Genomic DNA, 16,133 nt, shown 5'->3' with positions numbered 1-16,133 from the left:
TATTTCCCCCTGTCGAGTTCTCAGTCGAGCGGCATTGCCATGTCGACAATAGTGAAACCGGGTTGCCTCGGATTGGGCCGCCGGCCCGTCTCGATGAAACCAAAACGCCGATAGAGCTCAATATTCCTGGTCATCAAGGCGTTCGTGTATAGCCGGAGCTCAGCCAGACCTTCAGCTCTGGCAAGCTCTCTCAACCAGTTGAGCATGATGACCGCATAGCCCTTGCCTTGATGGGGTGGCGCCACGACGATGCTGAACAGCATGAGGTGGTCTGGGAGGAGTTCGGTCACGCAAAGCCCGGCAATATCGCTGCCATCGGCAAAAAGCCAGACCTCTCCCCGTTCGATGCGCGGCGCATAATCCTCCGTCACCGGAACCGGCGGATAGCCGAGAACCGGAAGGTAGACGGCGTAGGCCTCCCGCGTCAGGTCCGCGACGGATTGCAAATCCGACAGAACGGCGCGACGCGGCCCAATCATTCCGCCGCTTCCGTCTTCTTCGGCGGCCGCCGCTCCAGGAGTTCCTGCAGATACTGCCCGGTATAGGACCGCTTCTCTTTCACGATGGCCTCCGGCGTGCCGGTCGCAACGATCTCGCCGCCGCCATCGCCGCCTTCCGGCCCGATGTCGATGACCCAGTCTGCGGTCTTGATGACCTCGAGATTGTGCTCGATGACGACGACCGAATTGCCCTGTTCCACAAGCTGATGCAGCACTTCCAGAAGCTTGGCGACATCATGGAAATGCAGGCCGGTCGTCGGCTCGTCGAGAATATAGAGTGTCTTGCCGGTGGAGCGGCGCGACAGTTCCTTGGCGAGCTTGACGCGCTGCGCCTCGCCGCCCGAAAGCGTGTTCGCCTGCTGGCCGACCTTGATATAGCCGAGCCCGACATCGGAAAGCGTCCGCAGCTTGTCACGGACCGAAGGCACGGCCGAGAAGAATTCGACGCCTTCCTCGACGGTGAGTTCAAGAATGTCGGCGATCGACTTGCTCTTGAACTTCACCTCCAGCGTTTCGCGATTGTAGCGCTGGCCATGGCAGACGTCGCAGGTGACGTAGACGTCCGGCAGGAAGTGCATCTCGATCTTGATCAGACCATCGCCCTGGCAGGCCTCGCAGCGCCCACCCTTGACGTTGAACGAGAAGCGGCCCGGCTGATAGCCACGCGCCTTCGCCTCCGGCAGCCCGGCGAACCATTCGCGGATCGGGGTGAAGGCGCCGATATAGGTCGCGGGGTTGGAGCGCGGCGTGCGGCCGATCGGCGACTGGTCGATATCGATGACCTTGTCGACGAATTCGAGCCCTTCAATCCGGTCATGCGGGGCAGGGTTTTCGCGCGCGCCCATGATCCGGCGGGCGGCCGCCTTGTAGAGCGTCTCGATCAGGAAGGTGGACTTGCCGCCGCCGGAAACACCGGTGACGGCGGTAAACACACCGAGCGGGATCGCCGCCGTGACATCCTTCAGATTGTTGCCACGGGCGCCGACCACCTTCAGCGCCTTGCCCTTCTTGCCCTTGCGCCGCTCGGAAGGCACCGGCACGGCGCGGGCGCCGCTCAGATACTGACCGGTCAGCGATTTCGGGTTGGCCATGATCGCGGGCGGCGGGCCTTCCGCAATCACCTCGCCGCCGTGAATGCCGGCGGCCGGGCCGATATCGAGCACATAATCGGCGGCAAGGATCGCGTCCTCGTCATGCTCGACCACGATCACCGTGTTGCCGATGTCGCGCAGATGCTTCAGCGTATCGAGCAGGCGTGTATTGTCGCGCTGGTGCAGCCCGATCGACGGTTCGTCGAGCACATAAAGCACACCCGTCAGCCCGGAGCCGATCTGCGAGGCCAGCCGGATGCGCTGGCTTTCGCCGCCGGAAAGCGTGCCGGAATTGCGCGACAGCGTCAGATATTCGAGCCCGACGTCGTTCAGGAAACGCAGCCGCTCGCGGATTTCCTTGAGGATGCGCACTGCGATATCGTTCTGCTTCTGAGAAAAATGCTTGGGCAGTTCCTCGAACCAGTCGCGGGCGGCACGGATCGACATCTGGCTGACCTCGCCGATATGGCGCTTGTCGATCTTGACCGCGAGCGCCTCCGGCTTCAGGCGATAACCGTTACAGGCCGGGCAGGGGGCTGCAGCCATGTAGCGCTCGATCTCCTCGCGCGCCCAAGCCGAATCCGTCTCTTTCCAGCGCCGCTCCAGATTGGGCATGATGCCCTCGAAGCTCTTCGTGGTCTTGTATGAGCGGGCACCGTCGGCATAGTTGAACTCGATCTTGTCGTCGGTCCCGTGCAGGATGGCCTCGGCGGCTATCTCGGAAAGCTCTTCCCAGCGGTTGGTCATCTTGAAGCCGAAATGGCGGCCGAGCGCCTCCAGCGTCTGCTTGTAGTAAGGCGAGGACGATTTCGCCCATGGCGCGACGGCGCCATCGGAGAGCTTCTTCGTCCGATCGGGAACGATCAATCCCTCGTCGATCTTCTGCTGGAATCCGAGGCCGTCACAGGTCGGGCAGGCACCGACGGGATTGTTGAACGAGAACAGGCGCGGCTCGATCTCCGGGATCGTGAAACCGGAAACCGGGCAGGCGAATTTCTCCGAAAAAACAATCCGTTCATGGGTTTCGTTCAGAGATTTGTTCTTGGCGCCGCCAGCGGCTGTCTCGCCCTCGGGCAGCGGCCGGTCGGCATATTCGGCGACCGCCAATCCCTCGGCAAGCTGCAGACATGTCTCGAGGCTGTCTGCGAGACGGGTGGCAAGGTCGGAGCGCACCGCAATACGGTCGACGACGATATCGATGTCGTGCTTGTATTTCTTGTCGAGTTTCGGCGCGTCGGCGATTTCATAGAACTCACCATCGATCTTGACGCGCTGGAAGCCTTTCTTCTGCAGCTCCGCCAGCTCCTTTCGGAACTCGCCCTTGCGGCCGCGAACCATCGGCGCCAGAAGATAAAGCCGCGTGCGTTCTTCGAGCGCCAGAATGCGATCGACCATCTGCGTCACGGTCTGGCTTTCGATCGGAAGACCGGTCGCAGGCGAATAGGGCACGCCGGTGCGGGCAAACAGCAGGCGCATGTAGTCGTAGATCTCGGTGACGGTGCCCACCGTCGAACGCGGGTTCTTCGACGTCGTCTTCTGCTCGATCGAGATCGCCGGGGAGAGGCCCTCGATCCGGTCGACATCCGGCTTCTCCATCATCTCGAGGAACTGCCGGGCATAGGCCGACAGGCTCTCGACATAACGGCGCTGGCCCTCCGCATAGATCGTGTCGAAGGCAAGCGACGACTTGCCCGAGCCGGAAAGCCCGGTCATCACGATCAGGGAGTTGCGCGGCAGGTCGACGTCGATGCCCTTCAAATTGTGCTGGCGGGCACCGCGAATGGAGATGTTTTTGAGTTCGCTCATGGCTTTCTCGGCAATGGAAATCGCTTCATATGTAGGTCAAAGGGGCAATCTGTCGAGGGGGCGCCAAGATCAGTGGCGGAAATGACTCGCGCTTGACTTGATCATAGCAGTGAACTAGAACAAATAAAGAACATTTTTGCAGTGTCATTCACCGCCCCGATGGCTCGCCGTTTTGTTGTGGATTTCGCCACGCGGCCTGCTTTCGGCGAGGCATATCGTCTATGCTGGGTGAAATTGTGTATTCGGACCGCGGTCGGCGGTCAAACAGGTGGTTCTCATGGCAGGTAGTGTAAACAAGGTCATCCTCGTAGGCAATCTCGGTGCGGATCCGGAAATCCGGCGCACCCAGGACGGCCGGCCGATCGCCAATCTGCGCGTCGCCACCTCGGAAACCTGGCGCGACCGCAATTCCGGCGAGCGCAAGGAGCGTACGGAATGGCACCGTGTGGTGATCTTCTCGGAAGGTCTCTGCAAGGTCGCGGAACAGTTCCTGCGCAAGGGCTCCAAGGTCTATATCGAAGGCCAGCTCCAGACCCGCAAGTGGACGGATCAGAGCGGCCAGGACCGTTATTCGACCGAAGTCGTCCTCCAGGGCTTCAACGCCACGCTGACCATGCTCGATGGTCGCGGCGAAGGCGGCGGTCAGGGTGGCGATTTCGGTGGCGGCGGTGATCGCGGCGGCTACCAGGGCGGTGGCGGCGGCTACGACGACTACGGCTCCTCGCAGGGTTCCTCCGGCGGTCGCAGCAGTGGCGGCGGCGGCGGTGGTGGTTTCTCGCAGGACCTCGACGACGACATTCCGTTCTGATCATTAAGACGAAACGCATTGTTTTCGGCGGCGCAAGCCGCCGATTTTCGTTTGCGGCGGCTTTCAGCCTTGTCTCTGGGGACGCTTCGTGCCGCGCGGTTGCTTTATGCGGGGATCGCCGACCTGACGCCGTCGATGACGAACTGGACGGCCAGCGCGGTCAGCATCATGCCGAGAATGCGCGTGAGGATGTTGCGGCCGGTTTCGCCCAGCAGCCGGTCGATGTAGCCGGCGAGCAGCATCGCTGAGAGAACAACGAGGCAGGTGATCAGGATCATCAGGATCAGCGCCAGCACGTCCAGAACGCCGTTTGTGCGCGAACCGAGCAGGATCGTGGCCGAGATCGCGCCGGGGCCGGCGATCAGCGGCATGGCAAGGGGAAAAGCCGCGAGATTGGCGATGTGATCCTTGGTCACGGCGGTTTCTGTCGTCTTTTCCTTTCGCTCCTGGCGCTTTTCGAAGATCATTTCGCAGCCGATCCAGAACAGCAGCAGACCGCCGGCGATGCGGAAGGCGCTCATCGAGATGCCGAGTGCGCCGAGAATGTCGTCGCCGAAAAGGCCGAAGGCGATCAGCAGACAGAATGTGATGATCGTGCCGCGGATGGCGACGCTGCGGCGTTCGTCGCGCGTCATGCCGGCGGTCAGCGCCAGGAAGATCGGCACCATGCCAGGCGGATCCGTGGTCACCATCAGCGTGGTGAAGCCGTTGATCCAGGCCGAAAAGTCAATCATGTGCGCTCCCACTTCGGTCTCTCGTCTGGCAGGGCGGCAACCGCTCTCATGCGCTGATGGCCTCCGATCTCACCGCTTAAGGGTAGCAATCGGCCGGGTTTTACCACCCTGCCATAACTTCGCCCCCGAATACGAATAAATTATGAGGGAAAACAGGGCGTATCGCGGGCCCAAGCGCCGATAAATTGGCGTCGGCAGACGGTTTCGGCTATAAAAACGCCATATGATTCTAGATTTGAGATCGTGATTTGACAGATCAAACGACACCATCGGGCGGGGGCCTCCCGCCGGGCATCGAGCCCATCTCCATCATGGAGGAAATGCAGCGTTCCTATCTCGATTACGCGATGAGCGTGATCGTCAGCCGCGCGCTGCCGGATGTACGTGACGGGCTGAAGCCGGTGCACCGGCGCATCCTCTACGGCATGTCGGAGCTCGGCGTCGACTGGAACAAGAAATACATGAAGTGCGCCCGTATCACCGGTGACGTCATGGGTAAGTTCCATCCCCATGGCAATTCGGCGATCTACGATGCGCTGGCGCGTATGGCGCAGGACTGGTCGTTGCGCCTGCCGCTGATCGACGGGCAGGGCAATTTCGGCTCCGTCGACGGCGATCCGCCGGCGGCCGAACGCTACACCGAGTGCCGGCTGCAGAAGGTCGCGCACACCATGCTCGACGATCTCGACAAGGAGACCGTCGATTTCCGCGAGAACTATGACGGCACGCTGTCAGAGCCGGTTGTGCTGCCGGCGAAGTTCCCGAACCTCCTGGTCAATGGCGCGGGCGGCATCGCCGTCGGCATGGCGACCAACATCCCGACGCACAACCTGTCGGAAGTGATCGACGGCTGCATCGCGGTGATGGACAATCCGGCGATCGAACTGCCGGAGCTGATGCAGATCATTCCGGGCCCGGATTTCCCGACCGGTGCCCAGATCCTCGGCCGCGCCGGCATCAAGTCCGCCTATGAGACTGGCCGTGGCTCGGTCATCATGCGCGGCCGCGCCACCATCGAGCCGATGCGCGGCGATCGCGAGCAGATCATCATCACCGAAATTCCCTACCAGGTGAACAAGGCGACGATGATCGAGAAGATGGCCGATCTGGTGCGCGAAAAGCGCATCGAGGGCATCTCCGACCTGCGCGACGAGTCGGACCGCGAGGGCTACCGCGTCGTCATCGAGCTGAAGCGCGATGCCAATGCCGACGTCATCCTCAACCAGCTTTACCGTTACACGCCGCTGCAGACCTCGTTTGGCTGCAACATGGTGGCGCTGAACGGCGGCAAGCCGGAGCAGATGACGCTGCTCGACATCCTGAGGGCCTTCGTCGCCTTCCGCGAGAGTGTCGTCAGCCGCCGCACCAAATACCTGCTCAAGAAGGCACGCGACCGGGCCCATGTGCTCGTCGGTCTTGCCATCGCCGTCGCCAATATCGACGAGATCATCAACCTGATCCGCCGTGCGCCCGATCCGGCGACCGCGCGCGAACAGCTGATGGAGCGCCACTGGCCGGCGCAGGATGTCGAGGCGCTGATCCTGCTGATCGATGACCCGCGTCACAAGATCCACGAGGACGGCACCTACCAGCTTTCCGAGGAACAGGCCCGCGCCATCCTCGAACTGCGCCTGTCGCGCCTGACGGCCCTTGGCCGTGATGAAATCGGAGACGAGCTGAACAAGATCGGCGACGAGATCAAGTCCTACCTCGAAATCCTGTCTTCGCGCCTGAGGATCCAGGAGCTAATCAAGGAAGAGCTGATCGCGGTGCGCGACGAGTTCGGCACGCCTCGGCGCACCGAGATCCTCGAAGGTGGTCCGGACATGGACGACGAGGATCTGATCGCCCGCGAGGACATGGTCGTCACCGTGTCGCGCAACGGCTACATCAAGCGCGTTCCGCTGACCACCTACCGGGCCCAGCGCCGCGGCGGCAAGGGCCGCTCCGGCATGTCGATCCGCGATGAGGATTTCGTCACCCGCCTGTTCGTGGCCAATACCCACACGCCGGTGCTGTTCTTCTCCTCGCGTGGCATCGTCTACAAGGAGAAGGTCTGGCGCCTGCCGATCGGCACGCCGCAATCGCGCGGCAAGGCGCTGATCAACATGCTGCCGCTCCAGCAGGGCGAGGCGATCACCTCCATTCTGGCGCTGCCGGAGGATGAGGACAGCTGGGCCGAGCTCGACGTGATGTTCGCCACCACACGCGGAACCGTGCGCCGCAACAAGCTCTCGGACTTCGTGCAGGTGAACCGCAACGGCAAGATCGCGATGAAGCTCGACGACGAGAACGATCGCATCCTGTCGGTCTGGACCTGTACGCCGGATGACGACGTGCTGCTGACAACCGCCATGGGCCAGGCGATCCGCTTCCCGGTTCCGGCGATCCGCGTCTTTGCGGGGCGCAATTCGATCGGCGTGCGCGGCATCGGTCTGGCGGAAGGCGACGAGGTCATCTCGATGACCATCGTCAGCCATGTGGATGCCGAGCCGTGGGAACGCGCCGCCTATCTGAAGCGTGCGGCACTTGAACGTCGCGCCGAAACCGGGGAGGGCGAGGATATCGCGCTTGTCGGCGAGGAGGTGACGGAAGAGGGTGTGCTGAGCGATGACCGCTACGAGGAACTGAAGTTCCGCGAGCAGTTCATCCTGACCGTCACGGAAAAGGGTTTCGGCAAGCGCTCGTCGTCCTATGACTTCCGCATTTCCGGTCGTGGCGGCAAGGGCATCCGCGCCACCGATACGTCGAAGACCGACGAAATCGGCAAGCTGATTGCCGCCTTCCCGGTTCTCGACGGCGACCAGATCATGCTGGTGACCAATGCCGGTCAGCTGATCCGGGTGCCCGTCTACGACATCCGCATCGCCAGCCGCACCGCCAAGGGCGTCACCGTGTTCAAGACCGGTGCTGATGAGAAGGTCGTCTCGGTCGAGGTCATCAGCGAGCCGGACGATGACGAAGTCATCGAAGGGGCCGTTGAAGACGGTGAAGCGCCGGCTGCCGAAGGCAATGCTCCGGAAGGCGGCGCTGCCGGAGAGACAGACGGCGAGGCGTGATCCTCGATCGGATAGAAACAAAGCAAAGCCGGGCCTGTGGTCCGGCTTTTGCGTGAATCAAGACATGTCAGGGAGGAGACGACGTGAAACAGGATTCTGCTGCGAAGTTCGATCAGTCGCGGGCCGGCGAATATGCGCGCCAGAGCCGCATCGGCCTTGCCGGCTATGACGCCTGCCACGAGCTATCGGCCTGCATGCTTGCGGCAGCGATCGGCGAGGGGCGTCCGGCGCAGGTGCTGGTGGTCGGCGCCGGCGGAACGGCGGGCGAGATCGTGACCGCCGCCCGGCTGGAGCCGCAATGGCGCTTCCTGGCCGTCGATCCTTCCGAACCGATGCTGGAACTCGCGCGCACGCATATCGCCGAGGCCTCGCTGTCAGAGCGTGTCGAAACCGTGCTCGGGTCTGTTACCGACCTCGCGCCTGAGGCGAATTTTGACGCGGCAATCTTGATCGGCGTTCTGCATCACCTGCCAAGCGATGCCGAAAAGCAGGACATCCTGGCGCAGATCGCGCTGCGACTGAAACCGGGTTCGCCCCTTGTCGTTGCCGGAAACTATCGTACCTATGCCTCCGAGCCGCTGCTAATGGCCGCGTGGGCAAACCGCTGGCGCATGCATGGCGCTGCGGCGGACGAGGTGGAGGCCAAGATGGGCAGGCTGATGCAGGGGGCCGAACCGCCGCAATCCGAGGAAGCGGTGAGCACGCTGCTTGCCGATGCGGGTTTCGACGCGCCGATCCGCTTCTTCGCGAGCCTGTTCTGGGGCGCCTGGCTCGCCCGGCGGGTCTGACGCCTGCCGGCGCGAACTGGCTTGCGGGACGGCGCGTTCCGTGACAAAAGGCCGAAACCGGAAACGGGGCGCAGATATGGCGAAGGCATTTTATACAGGCTCGTTCGACCCGATGACCAACGGGCATCTCGACATCGTGCTGCAGGCACTGAATGTCGCGGAGACGCTCGTCATCGGCATCGGCGTCAATGCCGGCAAGCAGCCGCTATTCTCCTTCGATGAGCGGGCCGATTTCCTGAAGCGCGGCGTGGCTGAAAGCCTGCCCGAGCGGGCAGGGGACATCGCCGTCATCGCCTTCAGCGGTCTCGCCGTCGCTGCCGCTCGCAACGAGGGCGCAAGCCTGATCGTCCGCGGGCTTCGCGATACGACGGATTTCGACTACGAAATGCAGATGGCCGGGATGAACGGCGACATGGCGCCGGATATCCAGACCGTGTTTTTACCGGCGAAACCGGCATCGCGTCCGATATCGGCCACATTGGTGCGGCAGGTCGCGGCCATGGGCGGCGAAGTCGGTCATTTCGTGCCGGATTATGTGGCGTCGGCGCTGAAGGCGAAGTTTTCGCAATAGGCCCAGGTGAGGAAATCTTTAGGAGAACGATATGCGCAAGATGATTGCGGGACTGGCCGCGGCAACGCTGCTTTCGACATTTTCTGGCGTCGCCATGGCGCAGGACAGTGGCGACTATCTGACGGTGAACACGACGGAAGGTCCGTTCGTCATCGAGCTTTTCGATGACGTCGCGCCGCAGAATGTTGCCCGTGTGAAGGAACTCGCCGCGGACGGCGCCTATGACAACGTCGTCTTCCATCGCGTGATCGACGGCTTCATGGCACAGACCGGCGACGTTCAGTTTGGCGACGAGAAGGATGGCTACAACCTGGACCGCGCCGGCATGGGCGGCTCCGACATGCCCGATCTGCCGGCAGAATTCTCCGACGTGCCGTTCAAGCGCGGCGTGGTCGGCATGGCCCGGGCCCAGGATCCGAACTCCGCCAACTCGCAGTTCTTCATCATGTTCGACGACAGCCCGTTTCTGAACGGCCAGTACACCGTGATCGGCGAGGTCGTCGAAGGCATGGATAACGTCGACAAGATCAAGAAGGGCGATGCCGCGCAGAACGGCAAGGTGAGCGACCCAGACCGGATACTGACTGTCACACCCGGCAAGTAATTATGGTGTGCGGCAGCGCCCTTCCGGGCTTGCCGCCTCGACTTCGACCAGCGCCACAGGAGAGATCAATGGCCGAAATCAAAGACCCCGAGAACACCTTCATCATGGAAACGACCAAGGGGAAGGTCGTCATCGAGGCATTCCCGAATGTCGCTCCGAAGCACGTTGAGCGCATTCGCGAACTCACCCGTGAGGGCGCCTATGACGGCGTCGTCTTCCATCGCGTGATTGCCGACTTCATGGCGCAGGGCGGCGATGTCCAGCACGGCGACAAGACCTCGGACAAGTTCAATCCGTCCCGCGCCGGTACCGGCGGCTCGGCCAAGCCCGACCTTCCGGCCGAGTTCTCGACCGTGCGCCACGTGCGCGGCACCTGCTCGATGGCGCGTTCGCAGAACCCGAACTCCGCCAACTCGCAGTTCTTCATCTGCTTCACCGACGCCCCGTGGCTCGACAAGCAGTATACGGTCTGGGGCCAGGTCATCGAGGGCATGGACGCCGTTGACGCCTTCCAGAAGGGCGAGCCGGTGCGCGACCCCGACCACATCATCACGATGAAGGTTGCCGCTGACGCGTGATCGGGTTGGGCCTGCCCTTCCATCACCGTGCCTGGATCCTCGGGCTTGACCCGAGGATCCAGGCACGGTTCGTCACGACCTGATTGATACTCTGCTCGGGTCCGATGTGATCGGATGCTCGGGTCAAGCCCGAGCATGACGCCCGTGCTATCGAAACGCCTCAAACCCGCCCGGCCAAGGCCGGCGGGTTTTCGAATTTGAGAAATGTCCTGATACAATGCGTGTAGACCTCTTCGATTTCGACCTGCCGGATGAAAACATCGCGCTTCGACCCGCAAATCCGCGCGATAGCGCGCGGCTGCTAGTGGTGCGGCCGGAGCGCGCGGATGGTGTTCTCGAGGATCACGTCGTGACCGACCTGCCGTCCTTCCTGCGGCCGGGCGATGCGCTGGTGTTCAACGATACCAAGGTGATCCCGGCCCAGCTCGAAGGCATCCGCCACCGCGCGGGCGGTGAGGAGGTGCCGGTGTCGGCGACGCTGCATCTGAGGAAGGCCGACAATATCTGGCACGCATTTGCGCGTCCGGGAAAGCGGATCAAGCCCGGCGATATGCTGCGGTTCACGTCCCCAGACGGTGAGACGGCACTTGAGGCCACGGTCGAGGAAAAGCGGGAAGGGGGCGAGGTCGTTCTCACCTTCAATGCCCGCGGCGCTGCGCTCGACGAGGCGCTGATGCGGGTCGGCCATGTGCCGCTGCCGCCCTATATCGCTTCGAAACGCGCCGAGGATGGCAAGGACCGGGACGATTACCAGACCGTCTATGCCCGCGAAAACGGCGCCGTGGCCGCGCCCACGGCCGGCCTGCATTTCACCCCACGGCTGATGAAGGCGCTGGAAGAGGTCGGCATCGAGCAGCACTTCGTCACGCTGCATGTCGGCGCCGGCACGTTCCTGCCTGTCAAGGCGGATGATACCGATGACCACGTCATGCATTTCGAGCGCGGTATCGTCTCGCCGGAAACGGCAGAGGCGCTGAACGCGGTGAAGGCGCGGGGCGGTCGCATCGTTTCCGTGGGCACGACATCGCTCAGGCTGCTGGAAAGCGCCGCTGCGGAAGAGGGCGGGATTCAGCCCTGGGAGGGCGAGACCGGCATCTTCATCACCCCCGGCTATCGCTTCCGCGCCGTCGACATGCTGATGACCAATTTCCACCTGCCGAAATCGACGCTTTTCATGCTGGTTTCGGCTTTTTCCGGTCTTGAGACGATGCGTTCTGCCTATGCCCACGCCATCGAAACCGGTTACCGTTTTTACTCCTACGGCGATTCCAGCCTGCTGTTCAGGAAAGACCCATGAGCGAAGACTTCCGCTTCACCCTGAAGAACACCGACGGCAATGCCCGTCTTGGCGAGATCTCGATGCCGCGCGGCGTGATCCGTACGCCGGCCTTCATGCCGGTCGGAACGGCTGGCACGGTGAAGGCGATGTATCTCGATCAGGTGAGGGACCTCGGTGCCGATATCATCCTCGGCAACACCTATCACCTGATGCTGCGGCCGGGTGCGGAGCGCGTCGCCCGGCTTGGCGGGCTGCATTCGCTGATCCGCTGGCCGCATCCAATCCTGACCGATTCCGGCGGTTTTCAGGTGATGTCGCTCGCCGCGCTGCGGGAGATCGACGAGAGGAAGGGCGTGACCTTCAAGTCGCACATCGACGGCAGCGTCCACCATATGAGCCCGGAGCGCTCGATCGAGATTCAGGGGCTTCTGGGCTCCGACATCCAGATGCAACTCGATGAATGCGTCCGGCTGCCGGCCGAGCGGCCGGAAATCGAGAAATCGACGGAAATGTCGCTTGCCTGGGCCGAGCGCTGCCGCGTCGCCTTTGGCGATCAGCCCGGCAAGGCGATGTTCGGCATCGTTCAGGGTGGTGATATTCCCGATCTCAGGGTCCGATCCGCCCGAGGTCTCGCCGATCTGGACCTGAAGGGCTATGCGGTCGGCGGTCTCGCGGTTGGCGAGCCGCAGGCGGTGATGCTTGACATGCTGGAAATCACGCTGCCGGAGCTGCCGACGCAGAAACCACGTTATCTGATGGGTGTCGGCACGCCGGACGACATCCTGAAGTCGGTCGCCCGCGGCATCGACATGTTCGACTGCGTGATGCCGACACGGGCAGGGCGCCACGGCCTCGCCTTCACCCGGCGCGGCAAGGTGAACCTCAGGAACGCCCGCCATGCGGAGGATCTCCGCCCGCTGGACGAAGAAAGCATCTGCCCGGCAACGCGTGACTATTCCCGCGCCTATCTGCATCACCTCGTCCGTGCCAATGAATCGCTTGCCGGCATGCTGTTGACCTGGAATAATCTTCATTATTATCAGCAACTTATGCAGGGTATTCGAGCAGCGATCGCCGAAGGCCGGTATGAGGACTTCATGGCAGAAACGCAGGAAGGCTGGGCGAGGGGTGACGTGCCGGCGCTCTAGCCCCGGCCCCGGAAATTTGCGTTCATATCCGGGGCGGGCGGGAAAACCGAAAATGCTGCAGAAGCAGGCAGGAAATGTCCTATGATTGAATATTGGCCGCTCTTGCCCGCAAAACAGCCTACGTTGCATGCGCCTCGGCTAAGAGGGCTCTATACAACGACAAAGCCTATAACTTCCATTTGCAGGCTTCGGCGACCTGATTGATGTGACCTTTTAGTCCATAGATTGGAAAGGTGAATTCGAGTCCTCGGCTGTAGGCCTTAAAGCTCAAGATCAACTCGTTCTTTCCCAGCATTTGTTTGATGAACGGGATTGCCTTTGCACCCGTCCATACACCAGCGCCGTCTCCTCCTCTCATGGGATCCATCCAGATCGAACGCACTGGATCGTCATCCAGGCGATATCGAACTGTCTGGCTGTCGCTGATATATTGGGGCAGGCCGAAAAGTACGCTGGTCGTGTTTTCCATGCAGCGTACAGTCAAGCTGGCGTGTTCATATTGCCCGATCTGGTTCGGCTGCGTATTTGAGCTCAATGTCGTCAGGAAAACATCATGGCGTTCATCGAGTTTGCTCTTCGTCTCTCTGACGCGCCACTGGAGGCCGAGCTTCTTGACCTTGTCGGCAGTCTTCGCGAGGTTCTTGTCGAGTTCATCTCCCGAAATGGGGGCACCCGGCTCCGCCGACGCTTCGTAGCCTGTGACATGATCATAGCAAATCAGGCGCGCTCGGTCAGTGTCTTGGTTATGACATTCGGCAGGGTCCTGATTTGCGGCAAATGCCCCGTTGGTGATGCTAGCAAAGGCAACCGTGAAAAGCGCTAGCGGTTTGACGTAAAAGTTCATATCCCCCCCATGTAGGACTTCAACCCAGTGACGCTTTTATATGTTACTAATCGATATCATTTTTCGCATAAAGTGCAACTCGTTCGCGGCAACAACCAACGATATCCCATCACGGCAATTGTTGCATAAGACAGATTATGGAACTGAAACGTGTCCTATAAGGCAAAGTGTTAGCTGTTGCCCAGGCATTGTCGCCCACACAGTGTCAGTGTCCGGCAGCAACAAAAAAGCCGAAGCGCGATGCTGATCGCGGCTTCGGCTTCTCGTCTATCTTGAACCAGACTTAGCGCAGCGCGTTCAGTCGGTTATAGGCGGCGGTGAAGCCTTTCAGTGAGGCCGTGATGTTGATCGGCTCGCCGCTGTCGACGACCGTCGCGGTGATGTTCAGCGCGCCGCCATTCTTTAGCTTGTCGATCATCGCCGCATCGAAACGGATCGGCGCGATGCAGCCCTGCGGCAGGCATGTCGAGAAGCCGAATTTCGGTCCGTCGGTCGCCGTATCGATGTTGAGCGTAACGCCGTTGGCAAGCGCCAGGCCGAACGGCATCAGCACGATACCCTGAAGCCCGTCGGCTGTTGGCGCTGTCAGCTCGATCGAGAGAACACGCTGCCCGGAGTCCTTTGCCACCTGGTTATGCAGCATCGAGCAGCGGTCGTTGTTGTCGACCGAAACGCAAGCCACGCGCCAGTCCTGATAGTCTTCGTTGATCGAGCTTGCCCCTTCCGGCAGTTCCGCCAGGGCGGCGCTCATCGGCGCGAGAGAAAGAACGGCCGACGCGGCGGCCATGGCAAAAAGACGGAATTTCACGAGAACGCCTCCGAAGGTATTTTAAAAGCTCCACAGCCAAACCAGGCTGCACCAGATTCGCAACGAACTTAGCATCAAATCTCCACTGAGGCCACGCAATCAGTGTTCGAGAGCAACTTTGAGGCGAAATACGGAGACTCCATCGCCCAGGTGCCCGGGTCGTACCGTCATCCGGGGAAAACCGTCTGGGCGCTTGCATGAAAACCGGTTCATGGCCATAGTCCCGGCAACATCGTATCGCGTATCAGGAGCGCCGCCCCATGTCCTCGGATCAGGACAGGAACGGAGCCGAACAACCGGCCCGCCCACGTCCGCAAACACCGGATATTCACGCCATTCTGGGCGACCTCGACAAGAAGCCGGGCTCTGGTTTTCCCTGGCGGTTCTTGTTCTTTCTGGTCGTTCTCGGCGCGGTCGGCTACGTCGGCTATCAGTATGTCCGCGATGATCTCACCATTGTCGCTTCGAAGCCCAGCTATCAGACGGTCGAGGTCGCACGCGGGCCGCTCGCCGTTTCGATCACCGCCACAGGGTCGATCGAGCCGACGGAAAAGGTCGATATCTCGAGCGAACTGTCGGGAACGGTGAAGAAGGTCCTTGTCGACTACAACAGCCATGTCAGCGCCGGAGACCCGCTGCTGGAGCTCGATACCGATGAGCTGAAGGCCGATATTCTGAGCGTCAAGGCGAAGCTCGCCGCCGCCAAATCCGATGTTGCCGCCGCCCAGTCGACGCTCGAATCGGCCAAGGTGACGATGGACCGAACCCAGACGCTGGTCGATCGCGACGTCGCGCCGCGCCAGGATCTGCAGGATGCCCAGTTCGCCTACAATGCTGCGATCGCCGGCAAGGACAGTGCCGACGCCCAGGTGGCGGTCGCCGAGGCCGAGCTGGAGCTTGCCGAGCTCAAGCTTTCCAAGGCCACCATCCGCTCGCCGATCGATGGCGTGGTGCTGAAGCGCAACGTCGATGTCGGGCAGACGGTCGCCGCCTCGCTTGAGGCCCCTACTCTCTTCGTCATCGCCGGCGACTTGAAGAAGATGGAACTGAGGGTCGATATCGACGAGGCCGATGTCGGCCAGGTCGCGATCGGCCAGAAGGCGACGTTTACCGTGGAAGCCTATCCCGGCCAGCGCTTTCCTGCCGAAATCGCCTCGATCCGCTATGCTTCCGAACTTGCAAGCGATGTCGTCACCTACAAGGCGGTGCTCAGCGTCGCCAATGATGACCTGACGCTGCGCCAGGGCATGACGGCGACGGCGGACATCTTCGTCGACGAGAATGACGATGCGCTGCTGGTGCCCAATGCGGCGCTGCGCTACGCCCCGCCGGGCGCCGACCAGACGCCGCCGGAAAATTCGGATGGCGCCAACCATCGCCGTGTCTACCTGCTGCGCAACGACGAGGCGCGTCCTGTCGATATCGTCGTCGGCGCCAGCAACGGGCAGTTTTCGGAAGTGCTCGAGGGCGACCTGCGCGCCGGCGACACGCTCATCACCGGCGCAGAATGAGGGA

At 61.8% G+C, this 16,133-nt stretch carries 14 protein-coding genes; 9 read left to right on the top strand and 5 right to left on the bottom strand.

Features of this window, described 5'->3' with window-relative positions:
- Positions 1-20: 20 nt before the first annotated feature.
- Positions 21-476: a GNAT family N-acetyltransferase gene (locus TM49_RS16415; RefSeq protein ID WP_425283295.1), complete on the bottom strand. Its 456-nt coding sequence runs from the start codon at positions 474-476 to the stop codon at positions 21-23.
- Positions 476-3,397, bottom strand: coding sequence for an excinuclease ABC subunit UvrA (uvrA, locus tag TM49_RS16410; RefSeq protein ID WP_045682870.1), 2,922 nt, complete (start codon positions 3,395-3,397; stop codon positions 476-478). Before uvrA ends, TM49_RS16415 begins: the two co-directional genes overlap by 1 nt.
- A 277-nt stretch (positions 3,398-3,674) precedes the next feature.
- Between uvrA and TM49_RS16405 the strand changes: the two genes are divergently transcribed.
- Positions 3,675-4,205: a single-stranded DNA-binding protein gene (locus TM49_RS16405; protein ID WP_045682868.1), complete on the top strand. Its 531-nt coding sequence runs from the start codon at positions 3,675-3,677 to the stop codon at positions 4,203-4,205.
- A gap of 104 nt (positions 4,206-4,309) precedes the next feature.
- On the opposite strand, the gene TM49_RS16400 is transcribed toward TM49_RS16405, so the two are convergent.
- Positions 4,310-4,939 carry a MarC family protein gene (locus TM49_RS16400; protein WP_045682866.1) on the bottom strand — a complete coding sequence of 210 codons (630 nt, stop codon included), beginning with the start codon at positions 4,937-4,939 and terminating at the stop codon, positions 4,310-4,312.
- A gap of 248 nt (positions 4,940-5,187) precedes the next feature.
- On the opposite strand from TM49_RS16400, the gene gyrA reads away from it, so the two are divergent.
- The 7 genes from gyrA (at position 5,188) to tgt (ending at position 12,966) form a co-directional block, all read left to right on the top strand.
- Positions 5,188-7,998: a DNA gyrase subunit A gene (gyrA, locus tag TM49_RS16395; RefSeq protein WP_045682864.1), complete on the top strand. Its 2,811-nt coding sequence runs from the start codon at positions 5,188-5,190 to the stop codon at positions 7,996-7,998.
- Positions 7,999-8,081: 83 nt separating this feature from the next.
- Positions 8,082-8,786, top strand: coding sequence for a class I SAM-dependent methyltransferase (locus TM49_RS16390; RefSeq protein WP_045682862.1), 705 nt, complete (start codon positions 8,082-8,084; stop codon positions 8,784-8,786).
- A 76-nt stretch (positions 8,787-8,862) separates the two neighbouring features.
- Complete coding sequence (coaD, locus tag TM49_RS16385) at positions 8,863-9,357, top strand: pantetheine-phosphate adenylyltransferase (protein WP_045682861.1); 495 nt, start codon at positions 8,863-8,865, stop codon at positions 9,355-9,357.
- A gap of 31 nt (positions 9,358-9,388) precedes the next feature.
- Positions 9,389-9,961 (top strand): peptidylprolyl isomerase, encoded by a 573-nt coding sequence (locus TM49_RS16380; RefSeq protein ID WP_045682859.1) that lies wholly within the window; start codon positions 9,389-9,391, stop codon positions 9,959-9,961.
- Positions 9,962-10,029: 68 nt separating this feature from the next.
- A complete protein-coding gene (locus tag TM49_RS16375; RefSeq protein ID WP_045682857.1) occupies positions 10,030-10,539 on the top strand; it encodes a peptidylprolyl isomerase in 510 nt (169 codons plus the stop codon).
- A gap of 217 nt (positions 10,540-10,756) precedes the next feature.
- Positions 10,757-11,836, top strand: a complete 1,080-nt coding sequence (queA, locus tag TM49_RS16370; protein WP_045682855.1) for a tRNA preQ1(34) S-adenosylmethionine ribosyltransferase-isomerase QueA — start codon at positions 10,757-10,759, stop codon at positions 11,834-11,836.
- Positions 11,833-12,966, top strand: coding sequence for a tRNA guanosine(34) transglycosylase Tgt (gene tgt / locus TM49_RS16365; protein WP_045682853.1), 1,134 nt, complete (start codon positions 11,833-11,835; stop codon positions 12,964-12,966). The genes queA and tgt overlap by 4 nt, the downstream gene beginning before the upstream one ends.
- A 166-nt stretch (positions 12,967-13,132) precedes the next feature.
- Here the strand turns inward: tgt and TM49_RS16360 are convergent, their stop codons facing one another.
- Positions 13,133-13,810 carry a type VI secretion system-associated protein TagO gene (locus TM49_RS16360; protein WP_045682851.1) on the bottom strand — a complete coding sequence of 226 codons (678 nt, stop codon included), beginning with the start codon at positions 13,808-13,810 and terminating at the stop codon, positions 13,133-13,135.
- Between the two features lie 283 nt (positions 13,811-14,093).
- Positions 14,094-14,618 carry an invasion associated locus B family protein gene (locus TM49_RS16355; RefSeq protein ID WP_144409587.1) on the bottom strand — a complete coding sequence of 175 codons (525 nt, stop codon included), beginning with the start codon at positions 14,616-14,618 and terminating at the stop codon, positions 14,094-14,096.
- Positions 14,619-14,878: 260 nt separating this feature from the next.
- Here TM49_RS16355 and TM49_RS16350 point away from each other — a divergent pair, with 260 nt between their 5' ends.
- Positions 14,879-16,129: an efflux RND transporter periplasmic adaptor subunit gene (locus TM49_RS16350; protein WP_045682847.1), complete on the top strand. Its 1,251-nt coding sequence runs from the start codon at positions 14,879-14,881 to the stop codon at positions 16,127-16,129.
- The last annotated feature ends 4 nt before the right edge of the window (positions 16,130-16,133 follow it).

The sequence above is a fragment of the Martelella endophytica genome (assembly GCF_000960975.1).
GTDB lineage: Bacteria > Pseudomonadota > Alphaproteobacteria > Rhizobiales > Rhizobiaceae > Martelella > Martelella endophytica.
The sequence above is the reverse complement of the archived record's forward strand: the minus strand, read 5'-3'. Positions and strand labels throughout refer to the sequence as shown.

Coding starts and splice junctions, on each gene's coding strand:
- uvrA (WP_045682870.1), bottom strand. CDS start 3,397: ATGAGCGAACTCAAAAACATCTCCATTCGCGGTGCCCGCCAGCACAAT.
- TM49_RS16405 (WP_045682868.1), top strand. CDS start 3,675: ATGGCAGGTAGTGTAAACAAGGTCATCCTCGTAGGCAATCTCGGTGCG.
- TM49_RS16400 (WP_045682866.1), bottom strand. CDS start 4,939: ATGATTGACTTTTCGGCCTGGATCAACGGCTTCACCACGCTGATGGTG.
- coaD (WP_045682861.1), top strand. CDS start 8,863: ATGGCGAAGGCATTTTATACAGGCTCGTTCGACCCGATGACCAACGGG.
- TM49_RS16380 (WP_045682859.1), top strand. CDS start 9,389: ATGCGCAAGATGATTGCGGGACTGGCCGCGGCAACGCTGCTTTCGACA.
- TM49_RS16375 (WP_045682857.1), top strand. CDS start 10,030: ATGGCCGAAATCAAAGACCCCGAGAACACCTTCATCATGGAAACGACC.
- queA (WP_045682855.1), top strand. CDS start 10,757: ATGCGTGTAGACCTCTTCGATTTCGACCTGCCGGATGAAAACATCGCG.
- tgt (WP_045682853.1), top strand. CDS start 11,833: ATGAGCGAAGACTTCCGCTTCACCCTGAAGAACACCGACGGCAATGCC.
- TM49_RS16360 (WP_045682851.1), bottom strand. CDS start 13,810: ATGAACTTTTACGTCAAACCGCTAGCGCTTTTCACGGTTGCCTTTGCT.
- TM49_RS16350 (WP_045682847.1), top strand. CDS start 14,879: ATGTCCTCGGATCAGGACAGGAACGGAGCCGAACAACCGGCCCGCCCA.